A 14,130-nucleotide genomic window follows, 5' to 3' on the forward strand; every position below is an offset into this window, starting at 1 on the left:
TAAGCTTTACTTGGAGTAAAGCTCGACGATCAGGTGTTCGTTAATGTCCGCAGACAGATCAGAACGCTCCGGCTTACGCTTGAACGTGCCTTCCATCTTGCCAGCATCAACTTCCAGCCAGGTTGGCTTTTCACGCTGCTCAGCCAGCTCCAGAGCGGCTTTCACGCGAGACTGCTTTTTCGCTTTCTCACGAATGCTAACAACGTCATTCGGACTAACCTGATAAGAAGCGATGTTAACAACACGACCGTTTACCATGATTGCTTTATGGCTAACCAGCTGACGTGCTTCTGCACGAGTGGCGCCAAAGCCCATACGGTATACAACGTTGTCCAGACGACCTTCCAGCAGAGCCAACAGGTTTTCACCGGTGTTGCCTTTCAGACGTGCTGCTTCTTTGTAATAGTTACGGAACTGACGCTCCAGCACACCGTAGATACGGCGAACTTTTTGCTTTTCACGCAACTGCACACCATAGTCAGACAGACGCGGTTTACGCGCACCGTGCTGGCCAGGAGCTTGTTCAATTTTACACTTGGTATCGATCGCGCGAACGCCAGACTTAAGGAACAGGTCTGTGCCCTCACGACGGCTCAGCTTGAGCTTAGGACCCAAATATCTTGCCATTTTCTTTCTCCAACAATCCTAGAAAACGAGCGTTATACGCGACGTTTTTTCGGCGGACGACAACCGTTGTGAGGGATCGGAGTCACATCAGTAATATTAGTGATGCGGAAACCAGCGGCGTTCAGAGCACGAATAGTAGATTCGCGACCCGGACCCGGTCCCTTAACCATAACTTCCAGATTCTTGATACCGTATTCTTTTACGGCTTCAGCGCAACGCTCTGCTGCAACCTGAGCTGCGAACGGAGTAGATTTGCGAGAACCACGGAAACCGGAACCACCGGCTGTTGCCCAACCCAGTGCGTTACCCTGACGATCAGTAATAGTAACGATGGTGTTGTTGAAAGAAGCATGGATATGAGCCACGCCGTCAGAGACTTGTTTTCTTACACGTTTACGTGCACGAATTGGTGCCTTTGCCATTATTCAATCACCCCGATTATTTCTTGATCGGTTTGCGCGGACCCTTACGGGTACGTGCGTTGGTCTTGGTACGCTGACCGCGAACCGGGAGACCACGACGATGACGCAAACCGCGGTAGCAACCAAGATCCATCAGGCGCTTGATGCTCATGCTAACTTCACGGCGCAGATCACCTTCAACGACAAATTTGGCAACTTCGTCACGCAGCGTGTCGATTTGTTCTTCAGACAGCTCACTGATCTTAACATTCTCAGCGATGCCCGCAGCAGCCAGAATGGCTTGAGAGCGGGTTTTGCCGACACCATAGATCGAAGTTAATGCGATCACGGCATGTTTTTGATCAGGAATGTTAATGCCTGCTATACGGGCCACTATGCACTCCTATAATTTGATTTGCACGCTCCATGCTGAAAAGCCCGTTTTCAGGATACTCAAATGGAAACGTACAGACATACAAAAGATTGGCTGGCTAATCTAGCCAGCTCAACCCAACTTTGCAAGAAAAATATGCGAAATAATCAGCCTTGGCGCTGTTTATGCTTCGGCTCGGCACTGCAAATCACGCGGATGACGCCATCACGCTTAACGATTTTGCAGTTACGGCATAATTTCTTGACGGAAGCACGAACTTTCATTTTTACTCTCCGTAACTTCTCGAGCGACCTTTATCGACCATAGCCTTTCAGGTTCGCCTTCTTCAATGCAGACTCATACTGACTGGACATCATCAGAGTTTGCACTTGAGCCATAAAGTCCATAATCACGACAACAACGATAAGCAGTGAGGTCCCACCGAAGTAGAACGGTACTTTCATCGCATCACGCATGAACTCCGGGATCAGGCAGATAAAAGTAATATAAAGCGCACCAACTAAAGTCAGGCGGGTCATTACTTTATCGATATACTTCGCCGTTTGTTCTCCCGGACGAATTCCTGGTACAAATGCACCGGACTTCTTCAGGTTATCCGCTGTTTCACGCGGGTTGAAAACCAACGCCGTGTAAAAGAAACAGAAGAAGATGATTGCAGACGCATAGAGTAACACATAAAGCGGTTGCCCAGGCTGCAAATACAGCGAAATTGTTGTCAGCCAGTTCCAACCAGTACCGCCCCCGAACCATGACGCGATGGTCGCCGGGAACAGAATAATACTGGAAGCGAAGATTGCCGGGATTACCCCCGCCATATTCACTTTCAGCGGTAAATGTGTGCTCTGAGCAGCATAGACACGACGACCTTGCTGACGTTTCGCGTAGTTCACCACAATGCGGCGTTGACCACGTTCAACGAAGACAACAAAGAACGTCACTGCGAATACTAATACTGCAACCAACAGCAACAGGAGGAAGTGCAGGTCGCCTTGACGCGCTTGCTCAATCGTATGGGCAATGGCTGGCGGTAAACCCGCCACGATGCCGGCGAAGATAATGATCGAGATACCGTTGCCGATACCGCGTTCAGTAATCTGTTCGCCGAGCCACATCAGGAACATGGTCCCTGTGACCAGACTTACAACAGCGGTGAAGTAGAATGCAAAGCCTGGATTCATTACCAGGCCCTGCATACCAGGCATATTCGGTAAACCGGTAGCAATACCGATTGACTGGAATATCGCCAACACCAGAGTGCCGTAACGGGTGTACTGACTAATCTTACGACGGCCAGACTCCCCTTCTTTCTTCAGCTCTGCCAGGGCCGGATGAACGACCGTCAGCAACTGGATAATAATCGATGCCGAAATGTACGGCATAATACCCAATGCAAAGATAGAAGCACGGCTAAGAGCACCACCAGAGAACATGTTGAACATTTCAATGATGGTGCCACGCTGTTGCTCAAGCAGTTTGGCAAGTACAGCGGCATCAATACCAGGGATCGGAATAAAAGAGCCAATACGGAACACAATCAACGCACCGATAACAAACAGCAGTCTGCGTTTCAGTTCGCCAATTCCACCCTTGGCACTTTGAAAATCTAATCCCGGTTGCTTAGCCATCTGCTACTTATTCCTCAATTTTACCGCCAGCAGCTTCGATAGCAGCACGAGCGCCTTTAGTCACACGCAGGCCACGAACAGTTACCGGGCGAGATACTTCACCAGACAGGATCACTTTCGCGAACTCAATCTGGATGCCGATAATGTTAGCTGCTTTCAGCGTGTTCAGGTCTACTACGTCGCCTTCTACTTTAGCCAGATCGGACAGACGAATCTCTGCCGTGATCATTGCTTTACGTGAAGTGAAACCGAATTTCGGCAGACGACGGTACAGAGGCATCTGACCACCCTCGAAACCGCGACGTACGCCACCGCCAGAACGAGACTTCTGACCTTTGTGACCACGACCACCGGTTTTACCGAGGCCAGAACCGATACCACGACCCAGGCGTTTACCCGCCTTTTTGGAGCCTTCGGCCGGAGACAGAGTATTTAAACGCATCTCTTACTCCTCAACTTTAACCATGAAGGAAACCGCGTTGACCATACCGCGAACCGCAGGAGTATCCTCGCGTTCTACGGTGTGGCCAATACGACGCAGACCCAGGCCAAGCAGCGTTGCCTTGTGTTTCGGCAGACGACCGATTGCACTGCGGGTTTGAGTGATTTTAATAGTCTTTGCCATGGTCAATTACCCCAGAATTTCTTCAACGGATTTACCACGCTTGGCAGCGACCATTTCTGGAGACTTCATATTTTCCAGGCCATCAATTGTTGCACGAACCACGTTGATCGGGTTGGTGGAACCATATGCTTTAGCCAGAACGTTATGAACTCCAGCGACTTCCAGAACGGCGCGCATTGCACCACCGGCGATGATACCGGTACCTTCGGAAGCCGGCTGCATGAAGACACGAGAACCCGTGTGAGTACCCTTAACCGGGTGCTGCAGGGTGCCGTGGTTCAGCGCGACGTTAATCATATTGCGACGGGCTTTTTCCATCGCTTTCTGGATCGCTGCCGGAACTTCACGCGCTTTACCGTAACCAAAACCAACGCGACCGTTACCATCGCCAACAACAGTCAGAGCTGTGAAGGAGAAAATACGACCACCTTTAACGGTTTTAGATACGCGGTTAACCGCGATCAGCTTTTCCTGCAGTTCGCCAGCCTGTTTTTCGATGTGAGCCATCTTACACCTCTACCTTAGAACTGAAGGCCAGCTTCACGAGCAGCATCTGCCAGTGCCTGGACGCGACCATGATATTGGAACCCGGAACGGTCAAAGGACACATCTTTAATGCCTTTTTCCAGAGCGCGTTCAGCAACAGCTTTACCTACAGCTGCAGCGGCGTCTTTGTTACCGGTGTACTTCAGTTGTTCAGAGATAGCTTTTTCTACAGTAGAAGCAGCTACCAGAACTTCAGAACCATTCGATGCGATTACCTGGGCGTAAATATGACGCGGGGTACGATGTACCACCAGGCGGGTCGCACCAAGCTCTTTGAGCTTGCGGCGTGCGCGGGTCGCACGACGGATACGAGCAGATTTCTTATCCATAGTGTTACCTTACTTCTTCTTAGCCTCTTTGGTACGCACGACTTCGTCGGCGTAACGAACACCCTTGCCTTTATAAGGCTCAGGACGACGGTAGGCGCGCAGATCAGCTGCAACCTGACCGATCATCTGCTTATCAGCGCCTTTCAGCACGATTTCAGTTTGAGTCGGACATTCAGCAGTGATACCCGCCGGCAGCTGATGGTCAACAGGATGTGAGAAACCCAGAGACAGGTTTACAACACTACCTTTAACCGCTGCACGATAACCTACACCAACCAGCTGCAGCTTCTTAGTGAAGCCTTCGGTAACACCGATAACCATTGAGTTCAGCAGGGCACGCGCGGTACCAGCCTGAGCCCAACCATCCACGTAACCATCACGCGGACCGAAGGTCAGGGCATTGTCTGCCTGGTTAACTTCAACAGCATCGTTCAGGGTACGAGTCAGCTCGCCGTTTTTACCTTTGATCGTGATAACCTGACCGTTGATTTTTACATCAACGCCGGCAGGAATGACGACCGGTGCTTTAGCAACACGAGACATTCTTTCCTCCGATTAGGCTACGTAGCAGATAATTTCGCCACCAAGACCAGCCTGGCGCGCTGCACGATCAGTCATAACACCTTTAGAGGTAGAAACAACTGCGATACCAAGACCACCCATAACTTTCGGCAGCTCATCTTTTCTTTTATAGATGCGCAGACCTGGGCGGCTGATACGCTGAATGCTTTCTACCACAGCTTTGCCCTGGAAATACTTAAGAGTCACTTCCAGTTCCGGCTTGGTGTCGCCTTCAATTTTGAAATCTTCAATAAAACCTTCTTCCTTCAGCACGTTGGCAATTGCCACTTTCAGCCTGGAGGAAGGCATGGTGACCGCAGCTTTGTTCGCGGTCTGACCGTTACGGATACGGGTCAGCATATCCGCGATCGGATCTTGCATGCTCATCTGTCTTTACTCCCGTGATTCAATTGGTGACAATTACCAGCTAGCCTTTTTCAGACCCGGGATTTCACCGCGCATTGCGGATTCACGGACCTTAATACGGCTCAACCCGAACTTCCGCAGGAAACCATGCGGACGACCAGTTTGGCGGCAGCGGTTACGCTGACGAGACGGGCTGGAATCACGCGGCAGACTCTGCAGCTTGAGAACAGCGTTCCAACGATCTTCGTCGGAAGCGTTCACATCAGAAATGATCGCTTTCAGTTCAGCGCGTTTCGCGAAGTATTTTTCAGCTAAAGCTACGCGTTTAACTTCGCGTGCTTTCATAGATTGCTTAGCCATGAAGTAACCCTACCTTACTTGCGGAACGGGAAGTCAAAGGCAGCCAGCAGAGCACGGCCTTCTTCGTCAGATTTCGCAGTAGTGGTAATGGTAATATCCAAACCACGCACGCGATCGACTTTGTCGTAGTCGATTTCTGGGAAGATGATCTGCTCACGGACACCCATGCTGTAGTTACCACGACCGTCGAACGACTTAGCGGACAGACCGCGGAAGTCACGGATACGAGGTACAGCAATAGTGATCAGGCGCTCAAAGAACTCCCACATGCGTTCGCCACGCAGAGTCACTTTACAGCCGATCGGATAGCCCTGACGGATTTTGAAGCCCGCAACAGATTTGCGCGCTTTGGTGATCAACGGTTTTTGACCGGAGATTGCTGCCAGGTCAGCTGCTGCGTTATCCAGCAGTTTTTTGTCAGCGATCGCTTCACCAACACCCATATTCAGGGTGATCTTCTCGACCCGAGGGACTTGCATGACAGAATTGTAGCTAAACTCAGTCATGAGTTTGTTAACTACTTCGTCTTTGTAGTAATCATGCAGTTTCGCCATCGTACTACTCCAAATTACTTGATAGTTTCGCTGTTAGATTTGAAGAAACGGACTTTTTTGCCATCTTCGAATCTAAAGCCTACACGGTCAGCCTTGCCGGTTGCCGCATTGAAGAGTGCAACGTTAGAAACCTGAATTGCAGCTTCTTTTTCAACGATGCCACCTGGTTGGTTCAGGGCCGGAACCGGCTTCTGATGTTTCTTAACCAGGTTGATACCTTCAACAATGATCTTGCCGGAAGACAGAACATTTTTTACTTTACCGCGTTTACCTTTATCTTTACCGGTTAACACGATAACTTCGTCATCACGACGGATTTTCGCTGCCATGACTCGCTCCTTAAAGTACTTCTGGTGCCAGAGAGATAATTTTCATGAACTTCTCAGAACGAAGTTCACGAGTTACCGGCCCAAAAATACGCGTACCGATAGGTTGCTCGCTGTTATTGTTTAAAATAACGCATGCATTACCATCGAAGCGAATGACAGAACCGTCCGGGCGACGAACACCCTTCTTGGTGCGCACCACTACCGCCTTCAGCACATCACCTTTTTTGACCTTACCACGCGGAATTGCTTCCTTGATGGTGATCTTGATGATGTCGCCTACGCCTGCGTAGCGACGGTGCGAGCCACCCAGAACCTTGATACACATTACGCGACGTGCACCGGAGTTGTCGGCGACGTTCAGCATAGTCTGTTCTTGGATCATTTTAGTGCTCCGCTAATGTCAACTACTACTGAAGACCCCAAAATCAGGGTCGATAAAAAGCCCCATATCGAGGGCGCGGCATTATAACACCGCTTCTGTGATATGGGTAGAAAAAATAAACGGCTCATGACTGAGCCGTTTATTCGTTAGAGAACGCGTACTGTATTACAGAACCGCTTTCTCTACAACGCGAACCAGCGTCCAGGATTTAGTCTTGGACAGCGGGCGGCATTCGCGGATTTCAACCACGTCACCGGTACCGCATTCGTTGTTCTCGTCGTGTACGTGCAGTTTGGTCGTACGTTTGATGAATTTACCGTAGATCGGGTGTTTCACAAAACGTTCGATAGCTACAACAATGGATTTCTCCATTTTGTCGCTAACAACACGACCTTGCAGAGTACGGATTTTATCGGTCATTACGCACCCGCCTTCTCAGTCAGTAAAGTCTTAACGCGTGCGACATCACGACGCACTTGCTTCAACAGGTGAGTCTGTTGCAGCTGGCCACTCGCAGCCTGCATACGCAGGTTGAACTGCTCGCGCAGCAGGTTAAGCAGCTCGGTGTTCAGCTCTTCAACGCTCTTTTCACGCAGCTCTTTTGCTTTCATTACATCACCGTCTTAGTTACAAAGGTGGTTTTAATCGGCAGTTTTGCTGCTGCCAGCTCGAAGGCTTCACGGGCCAGCTCTTCCGGAACGCCGTCCATTTCGTACAGGACTTTACCCGGCTGAATCAAGGCAACCCAATACTCCACGTTACCTTTACCTTTACCCATACGAACTTCCAGCGGCTTCTCGGTGATCGGCTTGTCCGGGAATACACGGATCCAGATCTTACCCTGACGCTTAACAGCACGAGTCATAGCACGACGTGCTGCTTCGATTTGACGAGCGGTCAGACGACCACGGCCAACAGCTTTCAGACCGTAAGTGCCGAAGCTCACATCCGTGCCCTGCGCGAGACCACGGTTGCGGCCTTTGTGCACTTTACGGAATTTTGTACGCTTTGGTTGTAACATCAGCGACGCTCCTTATTTACGGCCTTTACGCTGCTGCTTTTTAGGTTGAGCAGCCGGTTTTTCCGGTTGTTCAACTGCAGCCATACCACCAAGGATCTCACCTTTGAAGATCCACACTTTAACGCCGATTACACCGTAAGTGGTGTGCGCTTCGGAGGTGTTGTAGTCAATATCAGCGCGCAGTGTGTGCAGCGGAACGCGACCTTCACGGTACCATTCGGTACGTGCGATCTCAGCGCCACCCAGACGGCCACTAACTTCAACTTTGATACCTTTAGCGCCCAGACGCATGGCGTTCTGTACAGCACGCTTCATAGCACGACGGAACATAACACGACGTTCCAGCTGAGAAGTGATGCTGTCAGCAACCAGTTTTGCGTCCAGTTCAGGCTTACGAACTTCGGCGATATTGATCTGAGCAGGAACGCCAGCGATATCCGCTACGACCTTGCGCAGTTTCTCAACGTCTTCACCTTTCTTACCGATAACGATACCCGGGCGAGCAGTGTGAATAGTCACACGGATGCTTTTAGCCGGACGCTCGATAACGATACGAGATACAGACGCTTTAGCCAGTTCCTTCGTCAGGTACTGACGTACTTTAAAATCGCTGTCCAGGTTGTCAGCGAATTCTTTGGTGTTCGCAAACCAGGTAGAGTTCCATGGTTTTACAATACCCAGGCGAATACCATTAGGATGTACTTTCTGACCCATTGCTAGTCTCCAGAGTCTCAGCGATCGGACACAACCACAGTGATGTGGCTGGTGCGCTTCAGGATGCGATCTGCACGACCTTTTGCACGCGGCATAATGCGCTTCATGCTCGGGCCTTCGTCTACGAAAATTTTCGCAACTTTCAGATCGTCAATGTCAGCGCCATCGTTGTGTTCAGCGTTAGCAATGGCAGATTCCAGAACCTTCTTGACCAGTACAGCCGCTTTCTTATTGGTGTAGGTCAGAATATCCAGAGCCTGCGACACTTTCTTACCGCGAATCAGGTCAGCAACAAGGCGAACCTTCTGAGCAGAAGAACGAGCATGGCGATGTTGAGCTAAAGTTTCCATCTCTTCCTCCTACCTTATTTCTTCTTCGCTTTTTTATCAGCAGCGTGGCCGCGATAAGTACGAGTCGGTGCGAATTCACCCAGTTTGTGACCGACCATTTCGTCGGAAACAAATACCGGAACGTGCTGACGACCATTATGGACAGCGATGGTCAAACCGATCATGTTAGGAAAGATCGTTGAACGACGGGACCAAGTGCGCAGGGGCTTCTTGTCTCCGCTTTCCACCGCTTTCTCTACCTTCTTCAGCAAGTGCAGGTCAATAAAAGGACCTTTCTTGAGAGAACGTGGCATGGCTTATCCTCTAAAATTATTTGCTACGGCGACGTACGATGAATTTATCAGTACGCTTGTTGCTGCGGGTCTTCTTACCTTTGGTCTGTACGCCCCACGGAGTTACCGGGTGCTTACCAAAGTTACGACCTTCACCACCACCGTGTGGGTGGTCGACCGGGTTCATCGCAGTACCGCGAACGGTAGGACGAACACCACGCCAGCGTGCAGCACCTGCTTTACCCAGAACGCGCAGCATATGCTCAGCATTGCCAACTTCGCCCAGAGTAGCGCGGCAGTCTGCTTCTACTTTACGCATTTCACCAGAACGCAGACGCAGGGTGACATAAGCACCGTCGCGAGCAACGATCTGAACGTAAGTACCAGCGGAACGAGCCAGCTGACCGCCTTTACCTGGTTTCATTTCTACGTTATGAACGGTAGAACCAACCGGGATATTGCGCATCGGCAGGGTGTTGCCTGCTTTGATTGCAGCATCAACGCCAGACTGAATCTGGTCGCCAGCTTTCAGGCCTTTCGGGGCCAGGATGTAACGGCGCTCACCGTCTTTGTACAGAACCAGCGCGATGTTCGCGGAACGGTTCGGATCGTACTCAAGACGTTCAACAACTGCCGGGATACCATCTTTGTTGCGCTTAAAGTCAACAATACGGTAAGCCTGCTTGTGGCCACCACCGATATGACGAGTGGTGATACGGCCATTGTTGTTACGACCACCGGATTTGCTGTTTTTTTCCAGCAACGGAGCAAAAGGTTTGCCCTTGTGCAGCTCAGGGTTAACCACTTTAACTACGTGGCGACGACCCGGAGATGTCGGTTTACATTTAACAACTGCCATTGTATTACTCCTCCGACTTACTCAGCGCCGCCAACGAAGTCCAGATTCTGGCCTTCTTTAAGGGTGACGTAAGCTTTTTTCCAGTCGCTACGACGACCGATACGCTGTCCGTGACGTTTAACTTTCCCTTTAACTACCAGGGTGTTAACGACTTCGACTTCGACTTCAAACAGTTTCTGCACAGCAGCTTTGATTTCTGCTTTGGTCGCGTCTTTTGCAACTTTGAGAACGATGGTGTTGGTTTTTTCCATCGCAGTAGACGCTTTTTCAGAAACGTGCGGTGCGCGCAGCACCTTCAGCAGACGTTCTTCACGAATCATGCCAGCATCTCCTCAACTTGCTTAACAGCATCAGCAGTCATTACGACTTTGTCGAAGGCGATCAGGCTAACCGGGTCGATACCAGTCGCATCGCGTACGTCAACCTTGTGCAGGTTACGTGCGGCCAGGAACAGGTTCTCGTCCAGCTCACCGGTGATGATCAGCACATCTTCCAGAGCCATGTCTTTCAGTTTCTGTGCAAGCAGCTTAGTTTTCGGCGCTTCCAGAGAGAACTGCTCGACAACGATCAGACGATCCTGACGTACCAGTTCGGACAGGATGCTTTTCAGCGCGCCGCGGTACATCTTTTTGTTAACTTTTTGACTGTGGTCCTGCGGACGTGCAGCGAAGGTCACGCCACCAGAACGCCAGATCGGGCTCTTAACAGAACCTGAACGCGCACGGCCAGTGCCTTTCTGGCGCCACGGTTTTTTACCGGAACCAGTTACTTCAGCACGGGTCTTCTGAGCACGAGTACCCTGACGAGCACCAGCTGCATAAGCAACAACAACCTGGTGTACCAGCGCTTCGTTGAAGTCACGACCGAAGGTAGTTTCGGAAACAGTCAGCGCGCTCTGCGCGTCTTTCAATACTAATTCCATTGCTATCTCCTCACGCCTTCACAGCTGGTTTAACGATCAGGTCGCTACCGGTTGCACCCGGGACAGCACCTTTAACCAGCAGCAGGTTGCGCTCAGCGTCAACACGTACTACGTCCAGGCTCTGAACGGTTACACGCTCATTACCCAGCTGACCTGCCATTTTCTTGCCCTTGAACACTTTGCCCGGAGTCTGGTTCTGACCGATAGAACCCGGAACGCGGTGGGACAGGGAGTTACCGTGAGTAGCGTCCTGGGTACGGAAGTTCCAGCGCTTAACGGTACCTGCGAAACCTTTACCTTTAGAGGTGCCAGTTACGTCAACTTTTTTAACTTCAGCAAACAGCTCAACGCTAATGTCCTGACCTACGGAGAACTCTTCACCGTCAGCCAGACGGAATTCCCACAGACCACGGCCAGCTTCTACGCCAGCTTTAGCGAAGTGACCCGCTTCCGGCTTGGTTACGCGGTTAGCTTTTTTAGCACCGGTGGTAACCTGGATAGCACGGTAGCCATCGTTAGCCAGATCTTTAACCTGAGTAACGCGGTTTGCTTCAACTTCGATTACGGTTACTGGGATAGAAACGCCATCTTCAGTGAAGATGCGGGTCATGCCCACTTTTTTACCGACTAAACCAATCATTGTTTCAACCTCTCAATCGCTCGATGACCTGATCAACCCAGGCTGATCTGCACGTCTACACCGGCAGCCAGATCCAGACGCATCAGAGCATCAACGGTTTTCTCGGTTGGCTCAACGATGTCAACCAGACGCTTATGAGTGCGGATTTCGTACTGATCGCGCGCATCTTTGTTGACGTGCGGAGAGATCAGAACGGTAAAGCGCTCTTTGCGGGTCGGCAGCGGGATCGGACCACGAACTTGCGCACCAGTGCGCTTCGCAGTTTCGACGATTTCGGCGGTTGATTGATCGATCAGACGATGATCAAACGCTTTCAAGCGGATACGGATTCTTTGGTTCTGCATGAGACCAGAGCTCCAATTATTTATAGACGAAAATAATTACTCCTCACACCCATTACGATTGATGGGGGAGTGTAATCGTTCTTACGTAGCCCCCCGATTGGGAGCATTGTTAGCGGCAAACATCGTCGCTATGGTTCAGATCGAACCAGCCGTCAATTACGACAAGCCCGCGCATTATACGTAAATCTGGCGTGGACGCAAGTGCAGTGTAGAAATTAAACAGTAGCGCGAGTCGGCTCGCAAAAAGTATGTCGCCCTTCTTGTCACATATGGAATCTCAGGAAAGCAGCGCACACTTCTCTTACCCTCCCCTTCCCTTGTTCATTTCTATAACGCACTCTTGTCAGCGGATTGGTAAAACTTCAGGCAGGGACGCCATGATTTTTCTCATTATCTATGTTGTATTAAACCTTCTGCTCATCAGGTGTGACCTGCGCTTAAGTCTGCTACCCGATCGCTATACCTGCCCTCTTCTCTGGACTGGCTTGCTCTGGCACTGCCTGTCGCGCGCTCATTTCCTGGCTGATGCGGTGCTCGGTGCGATGGCGGGTTATACAAGTTTTGCCGCTATTTACTGGGGGTATCGATTATTGCGTGGTCGTGAAGGATTGGGCTATGGCGATGTGAAGTATCTTGCAGCGCTCGGTGCATGGCATGGCTGGGCTACTCTCCCCTCGCTGGTATTTTATGCCGCGCTTTTTGCCTGCTGCGCAGTGGCTTTTACTCTTTGCCGCCAGCGTAAATTACAGGTAATAAAAAACCCGCTGCCGTTCGGACCCTTCCTCGCGGCAGCAGGTTTTATGGTGGGTTACCCCACGCTAATACGGTTTTAATCTTCGACTTTAATCTGCGACTGAAGGTAATTCTGTATACCAAGTTTAGCGATCAGATCCAGTTCGGTTTCCAGCCAGTCAATATGGTGTTCTTCGTCAGCAAGAATTTTGATCATCATATCGCGACTGACATAGTCATGAATGCTGTCAGCGTAGGCGATCGCTTCGCGCAAATCTCTCGCGCCTTCCAGTTCCAGACGCAGGTCTGATTGCAGCATCTCTTCGACGTCTTCACCAATGCCGAGTTTGCCAAGATCCTGCAAGTTTGGGATCCCTTCGAGAAACAGAATACGCTCGATGTACAGATCGGCGTGTTTCATTTCATCGATAGATTCATGGTATTCGACATCATTGAGGCGGGTCAGCCCCCAGTTTTTGAACATTCTCGCATGGAGAAAATACTGATTGATTGCGACAAGCTCATTTCCCAATAATTTATTGAGATAATTTATGATTTTAATATCACCTTTCATTATGTAGTCCCTCCGCTTCCACTCATTGAAGCGTAGATGGGGCTACAGGGATGTCAAAAAAAAGATGAGCCTCAGGCAATCTCTTTGTATTCCGGCATCTGGGTCAACTCATCCTGCATGATATCGCGAGCAGCACGGATGCATTTACCACACTGATTCCCTACCGGAATAAACTTACGGAGCTGCTGAAATGATTGAGGGTGAAACTGGCGCACAGCCTGGCGAATTTTTTTATCACTTACACCATTACACAAACAAACGTACATGGATCACTCCCGTTCACTTAATGCGCAAAGTGTAAATGAGAATGGTTATGATTACAACAGAAAGGCCGTAAGGTATTTAACAGAAAAGTGTGAATGGCTGTAAGGGAGGAGTGAGCAAATAGCAGGCAGCAAAAAGGGCACCGAAGTGCCCTCTTTTAAATTCAAAGCTAGCAAATTAGCTCAGAACTTTTGCAACAACGCCCGCGCCAACGGTACGGCCGCCTTCACGGATTGCGAAACGCAGACCATCGTCCATCGCGATCGGGTGAATCAGGGTAACAACCATTTTGATGTTGTCGCCCGGCATTACCATCTCAACGCCTTCCGGCAGTTCGAT

30 protein-coding genes are annotated in these 14,130 nt (G+C 50.4%); 1 reads left to right on the plus strand and 29 read right to left on the minus strand.

The genetic code is table 11. The features are described 5' to 3' along the window. Positions 1-6 precede the first annotated feature (6 nt). From rpsD to rpsJ, 26 genes are all read right to left on the minus strand, one after another. Positions 7-627, minus strand: coding sequence for a 30S ribosomal protein S4 (rpsD, locus tag PU683_RS21755; RefSeq protein ID WP_000135224.1), 621 nt, complete (start codon positions 625-627; stop codon positions 7-9). Positions 628-659: 32 nt separating this feature from the next. Continuing rightward, positions 660-1,049 carry a 30S ribosomal protein S11 gene (rpsK, locus tag PU683_RS21760; RefSeq protein ID WP_002919257.1) on the minus strand — a complete coding sequence of 130 codons (390 nt, stop codon included), beginning with the start codon at positions 1,047-1,049 and terminating at the stop codon, positions 660-662. 16 nt (positions 1,050-1,065) lie between these two features. Beyond that, positions 1,066-1,422 carry a 30S ribosomal protein S13 gene (gene rpsM / locus PU683_RS21765; protein WP_023479435.1) on the minus strand — a complete coding sequence of 119 codons (357 nt, stop codon included), beginning with the start codon at positions 1,420-1,422 and terminating at the stop codon, positions 1,066-1,068. Between the two features lie 146 nt (positions 1,423-1,568). Beyond that, complete coding sequence (rpmJ, locus tag PU683_RS21770; protein ID WP_000868187.1) at positions 1,569-1,685, minus strand: 50S ribosomal protein L36; 117 nt, start codon at positions 1,683-1,685, stop codon at positions 1,569-1,571. A gap of 30 nt (positions 1,686-1,715) precedes the next feature. Next, complete coding sequence (secY, locus tag PU683_RS21775; protein ID WP_007369823.1) at positions 1,716-3,047, minus strand: preprotein translocase subunit SecY; 1,332 nt, start codon at positions 3,045-3,047, stop codon at positions 1,716-1,718. 7 nt (positions 3,048-3,054) lie between these two features. Next, a complete protein-coding gene (gene rplO / locus PU683_RS21780) occupies positions 3,055-3,489 on the minus strand; it encodes a 50S ribosomal protein L15 (protein WP_187800311.1) in 435 nt (144 codons plus the stop codon). A gap of 3 nt (positions 3,490-3,492) precedes the next feature. Then, positions 3,493-3,672, minus strand: a complete 180-nt coding sequence (gene rpmD, locus PU683_RS21785; RefSeq protein ID WP_001140434.1) for a 50S ribosomal protein L30 — start codon at positions 3,670-3,672, stop codon at positions 3,493-3,495. A gap of 6 nt (positions 3,673-3,678) precedes the next feature. Then, positions 3,679-4,179: a 30S ribosomal protein S5 gene (gene rpsE / locus PU683_RS21790; RefSeq protein WP_007369821.1), complete on the minus strand. Its 501-nt coding sequence runs from the start codon at positions 4,177-4,179 to the stop codon at positions 3,679-3,681. Positions 4,180-4,193: 14 nt separating this feature from the next. Beyond that, positions 4,194-4,547 carry a 50S ribosomal protein L18 gene (gene rplR, locus PU683_RS21795; protein WP_017460073.1) on the minus strand — a complete coding sequence of 118 codons (354 nt, stop codon included), beginning with the start codon at positions 4,545-4,547 and terminating at the stop codon, positions 4,194-4,196. Between the two features lie 9 nt (positions 4,548-4,556). Beyond that, positions 4,557-5,090, minus strand: a complete 534-nt coding sequence (gene rplF, locus PU683_RS21800) for a 50S ribosomal protein L6 (protein ID WP_277174642.1) — start codon at positions 5,088-5,090, stop codon at positions 4,557-4,559. A 12-nt stretch (positions 5,091-5,102) separates the two neighbouring features. Continuing rightward, positions 5,103-5,495, minus strand: coding sequence for a 30S ribosomal protein S8 (rpsH, locus tag PU683_RS21805; protein ID WP_023479407.1), 393 nt, complete (start codon positions 5,493-5,495; stop codon positions 5,103-5,105). A 33-nt stretch (positions 5,496-5,528) separates the two neighbouring features. Then, entirely contained in the window at positions 5,529-5,834 is a 306-nt protein-coding gene (gene rpsN, locus PU683_RS21810) for a 30S ribosomal protein S14 (RefSeq protein ID WP_007369817.1), read from the minus strand. A gap of 14 nt (positions 5,835-5,848) precedes the next feature. Continuing rightward, positions 5,849-6,388 carry a 50S ribosomal protein L5 gene (gene rplE / locus PU683_RS21815; protein ID WP_023479410.1) on the minus strand — a complete coding sequence of 180 codons (540 nt, stop codon included), beginning with the start codon at positions 6,386-6,388 and terminating at the stop codon, positions 5,849-5,851. Between the two features lie 14 nt (positions 6,389-6,402). After that, positions 6,403-6,717, minus strand: a complete 315-nt coding sequence (rplX, locus tag PU683_RS21820; RefSeq protein WP_016538464.1) for a 50S ribosomal protein L24 — start codon at positions 6,715-6,717, stop codon at positions 6,403-6,405. Between the two features lie 10 nt (positions 6,718-6,727). Beyond that, the gene (gene rplN, locus PU683_RS21825) at positions 6,728-7,099 is read right to left on the minus strand and encodes a 50S ribosomal protein L14 (protein WP_023479426.1); all 372 of its coding nucleotides are present in this window, start codon (positions 7,097-7,099) and stop codon (positions 6,728-6,730) included. Positions 7,100-7,264: 165 nt separating this feature from the next. Beyond that, positions 7,265-7,519: a 30S ribosomal protein S17 gene (rpsQ, locus tag PU683_RS21830; RefSeq protein ID WP_003031120.1), complete on the minus strand. Its 255-nt coding sequence runs from the start codon at positions 7,517-7,519 to the stop codon at positions 7,265-7,267. After that, the gene (gene rpmC / locus PU683_RS21835) at positions 7,519-7,710 is read right to left on the minus strand and encodes a 50S ribosomal protein L29 (protein ID WP_004388609.1); all 192 of its coding nucleotides are present in this window, start codon (positions 7,708-7,710) and stop codon (positions 7,519-7,521) included. The genes rpsQ and rpmC overlap by 1 nt, the downstream gene beginning before the upstream one ends. Beyond that, positions 7,710-8,120, minus strand: coding sequence for a 50S ribosomal protein L16 (gene rplP, locus PU683_RS21840; RefSeq protein WP_007369814.1), 411 nt, complete (start codon positions 8,118-8,120; stop codon positions 7,710-7,712). The genes rpmC and rplP overlap by 1 nt, the downstream gene beginning before the upstream one ends. A gap of 12 nt (positions 8,121-8,132) precedes the next feature. Next, a complete protein-coding gene (gene rpsC / locus PU683_RS21845) occupies positions 8,133-8,834 on the minus strand; it encodes a 30S ribosomal protein S3 (RefSeq protein WP_000529945.1) in 702 nt (233 codons plus the stop codon). 17 nt (positions 8,835-8,851) lie between these two features. Next, positions 8,852-9,184 carry a 50S ribosomal protein L22 gene (gene rplV / locus PU683_RS21850; RefSeq protein WP_002919773.1) on the minus strand — a complete coding sequence of 111 codons (333 nt, stop codon included), beginning with the start codon at positions 9,182-9,184 and terminating at the stop codon, positions 8,852-8,854. A 14-nt stretch (positions 9,185-9,198) separates the two neighbouring features. Then, the gene (rpsS, locus tag PU683_RS21855; protein ID WP_001138115.1) at positions 9,199-9,477 is read right to left on the minus strand and encodes a 30S ribosomal protein S19; all 279 of its coding nucleotides are present in this window, start codon (positions 9,475-9,477) and stop codon (positions 9,199-9,201) included. Positions 9,478-9,493: 16 nt separating this feature from the next. Then, on the minus strand, positions 9,494-10,315 hold the full coding sequence (gene rplB, locus PU683_RS21860; RefSeq protein ID WP_000301859.1) for a 50S ribosomal protein L2: 822 nt from the start codon (positions 10,313-10,315) through the stop codon (positions 9,494-9,496). Positions 10,316-10,332: 17 nt separating this feature from the next. Next, positions 10,333-10,635, minus strand: coding sequence for a 50S ribosomal protein L23 (rplW, locus tag PU683_RS21865; RefSeq protein ID WP_000617546.1), 303 nt, complete (start codon positions 10,633-10,635; stop codon positions 10,333-10,335). After that, complete coding sequence (rplD, locus tag PU683_RS21870) at positions 10,632-11,237, minus strand: 50S ribosomal protein L4 (protein WP_023479434.1); 606 nt, start codon at positions 11,235-11,237, stop codon at positions 10,632-10,634. The genes rplW and rplD overlap by 4 nt, the downstream gene beginning before the upstream one ends. 10 nt (positions 11,238-11,247) lie before the next feature. Further along, a complete protein-coding gene (rplC, locus tag PU683_RS21875) occupies positions 11,248-11,877 on the minus strand; it encodes a 50S ribosomal protein L3 (protein WP_023479430.1) in 630 nt (209 codons plus the stop codon). 32 nt (positions 11,878-11,909) lie between these two features. Further along, positions 11,910-12,221, minus strand: coding sequence for a 30S ribosomal protein S10 (gene rpsJ / locus PU683_RS21880; protein WP_001181005.1), 312 nt, complete (start codon positions 12,219-12,221; stop codon positions 11,910-11,912). Positions 12,222-12,598: 377 nt separating this feature from the next. Here rpsJ and PU683_RS21885 point away from each other — a divergent pair, with 377 nt between their 5' ends. After that, entirely contained in the window at positions 12,599-13,054 is a 456-nt protein-coding gene (locus tag PU683_RS21885; protein WP_277174699.1) for a prepilin peptidase, read from the plus strand. Here PU683_RS21885 and bfr read toward each other — a convergent pair. The 3 genes from bfr to PU683_RS21900 all read right to left on the minus strand — a co-directional run. Then, complete coding sequence (gene bfr, locus PU683_RS21890) at positions 13,051-13,527, minus strand: bacterioferritin (protein ID WP_277174643.1); 477 nt, start codon at positions 13,525-13,527, stop codon at positions 13,051-13,053. The genes PU683_RS21885 and bfr overlap by 4 nt on opposite strands. 71 nt (positions 13,528-13,598) lie before the next feature. Continuing rightward, complete coding sequence (gene bfd / locus PU683_RS21895) at positions 13,599-13,793, minus strand: bacterioferritin-associated ferredoxin (protein ID WP_187800315.1); 195 nt, start codon at positions 13,791-13,793, stop codon at positions 13,599-13,601. Positions 13,794-13,968: 175 nt separating this feature from the next. After that, positions 13,969-14,130 (minus strand): EF-Tu C-terminal domain-related protein (locus PU683_RS21900; protein WP_072275890.1); only part of this gene is annotated, 162 nt, incomplete at its 5' end.

This window comes from Candidatus Kosakonia sp. 282A-S69 (genome assembly GCF_029433855.1).
GTDB lineage: Bacteria > Pseudomonadota > Gammaproteobacteria > Enterobacterales > Enterobacteriaceae > Kosakonia > Kosakonia cowanii_A.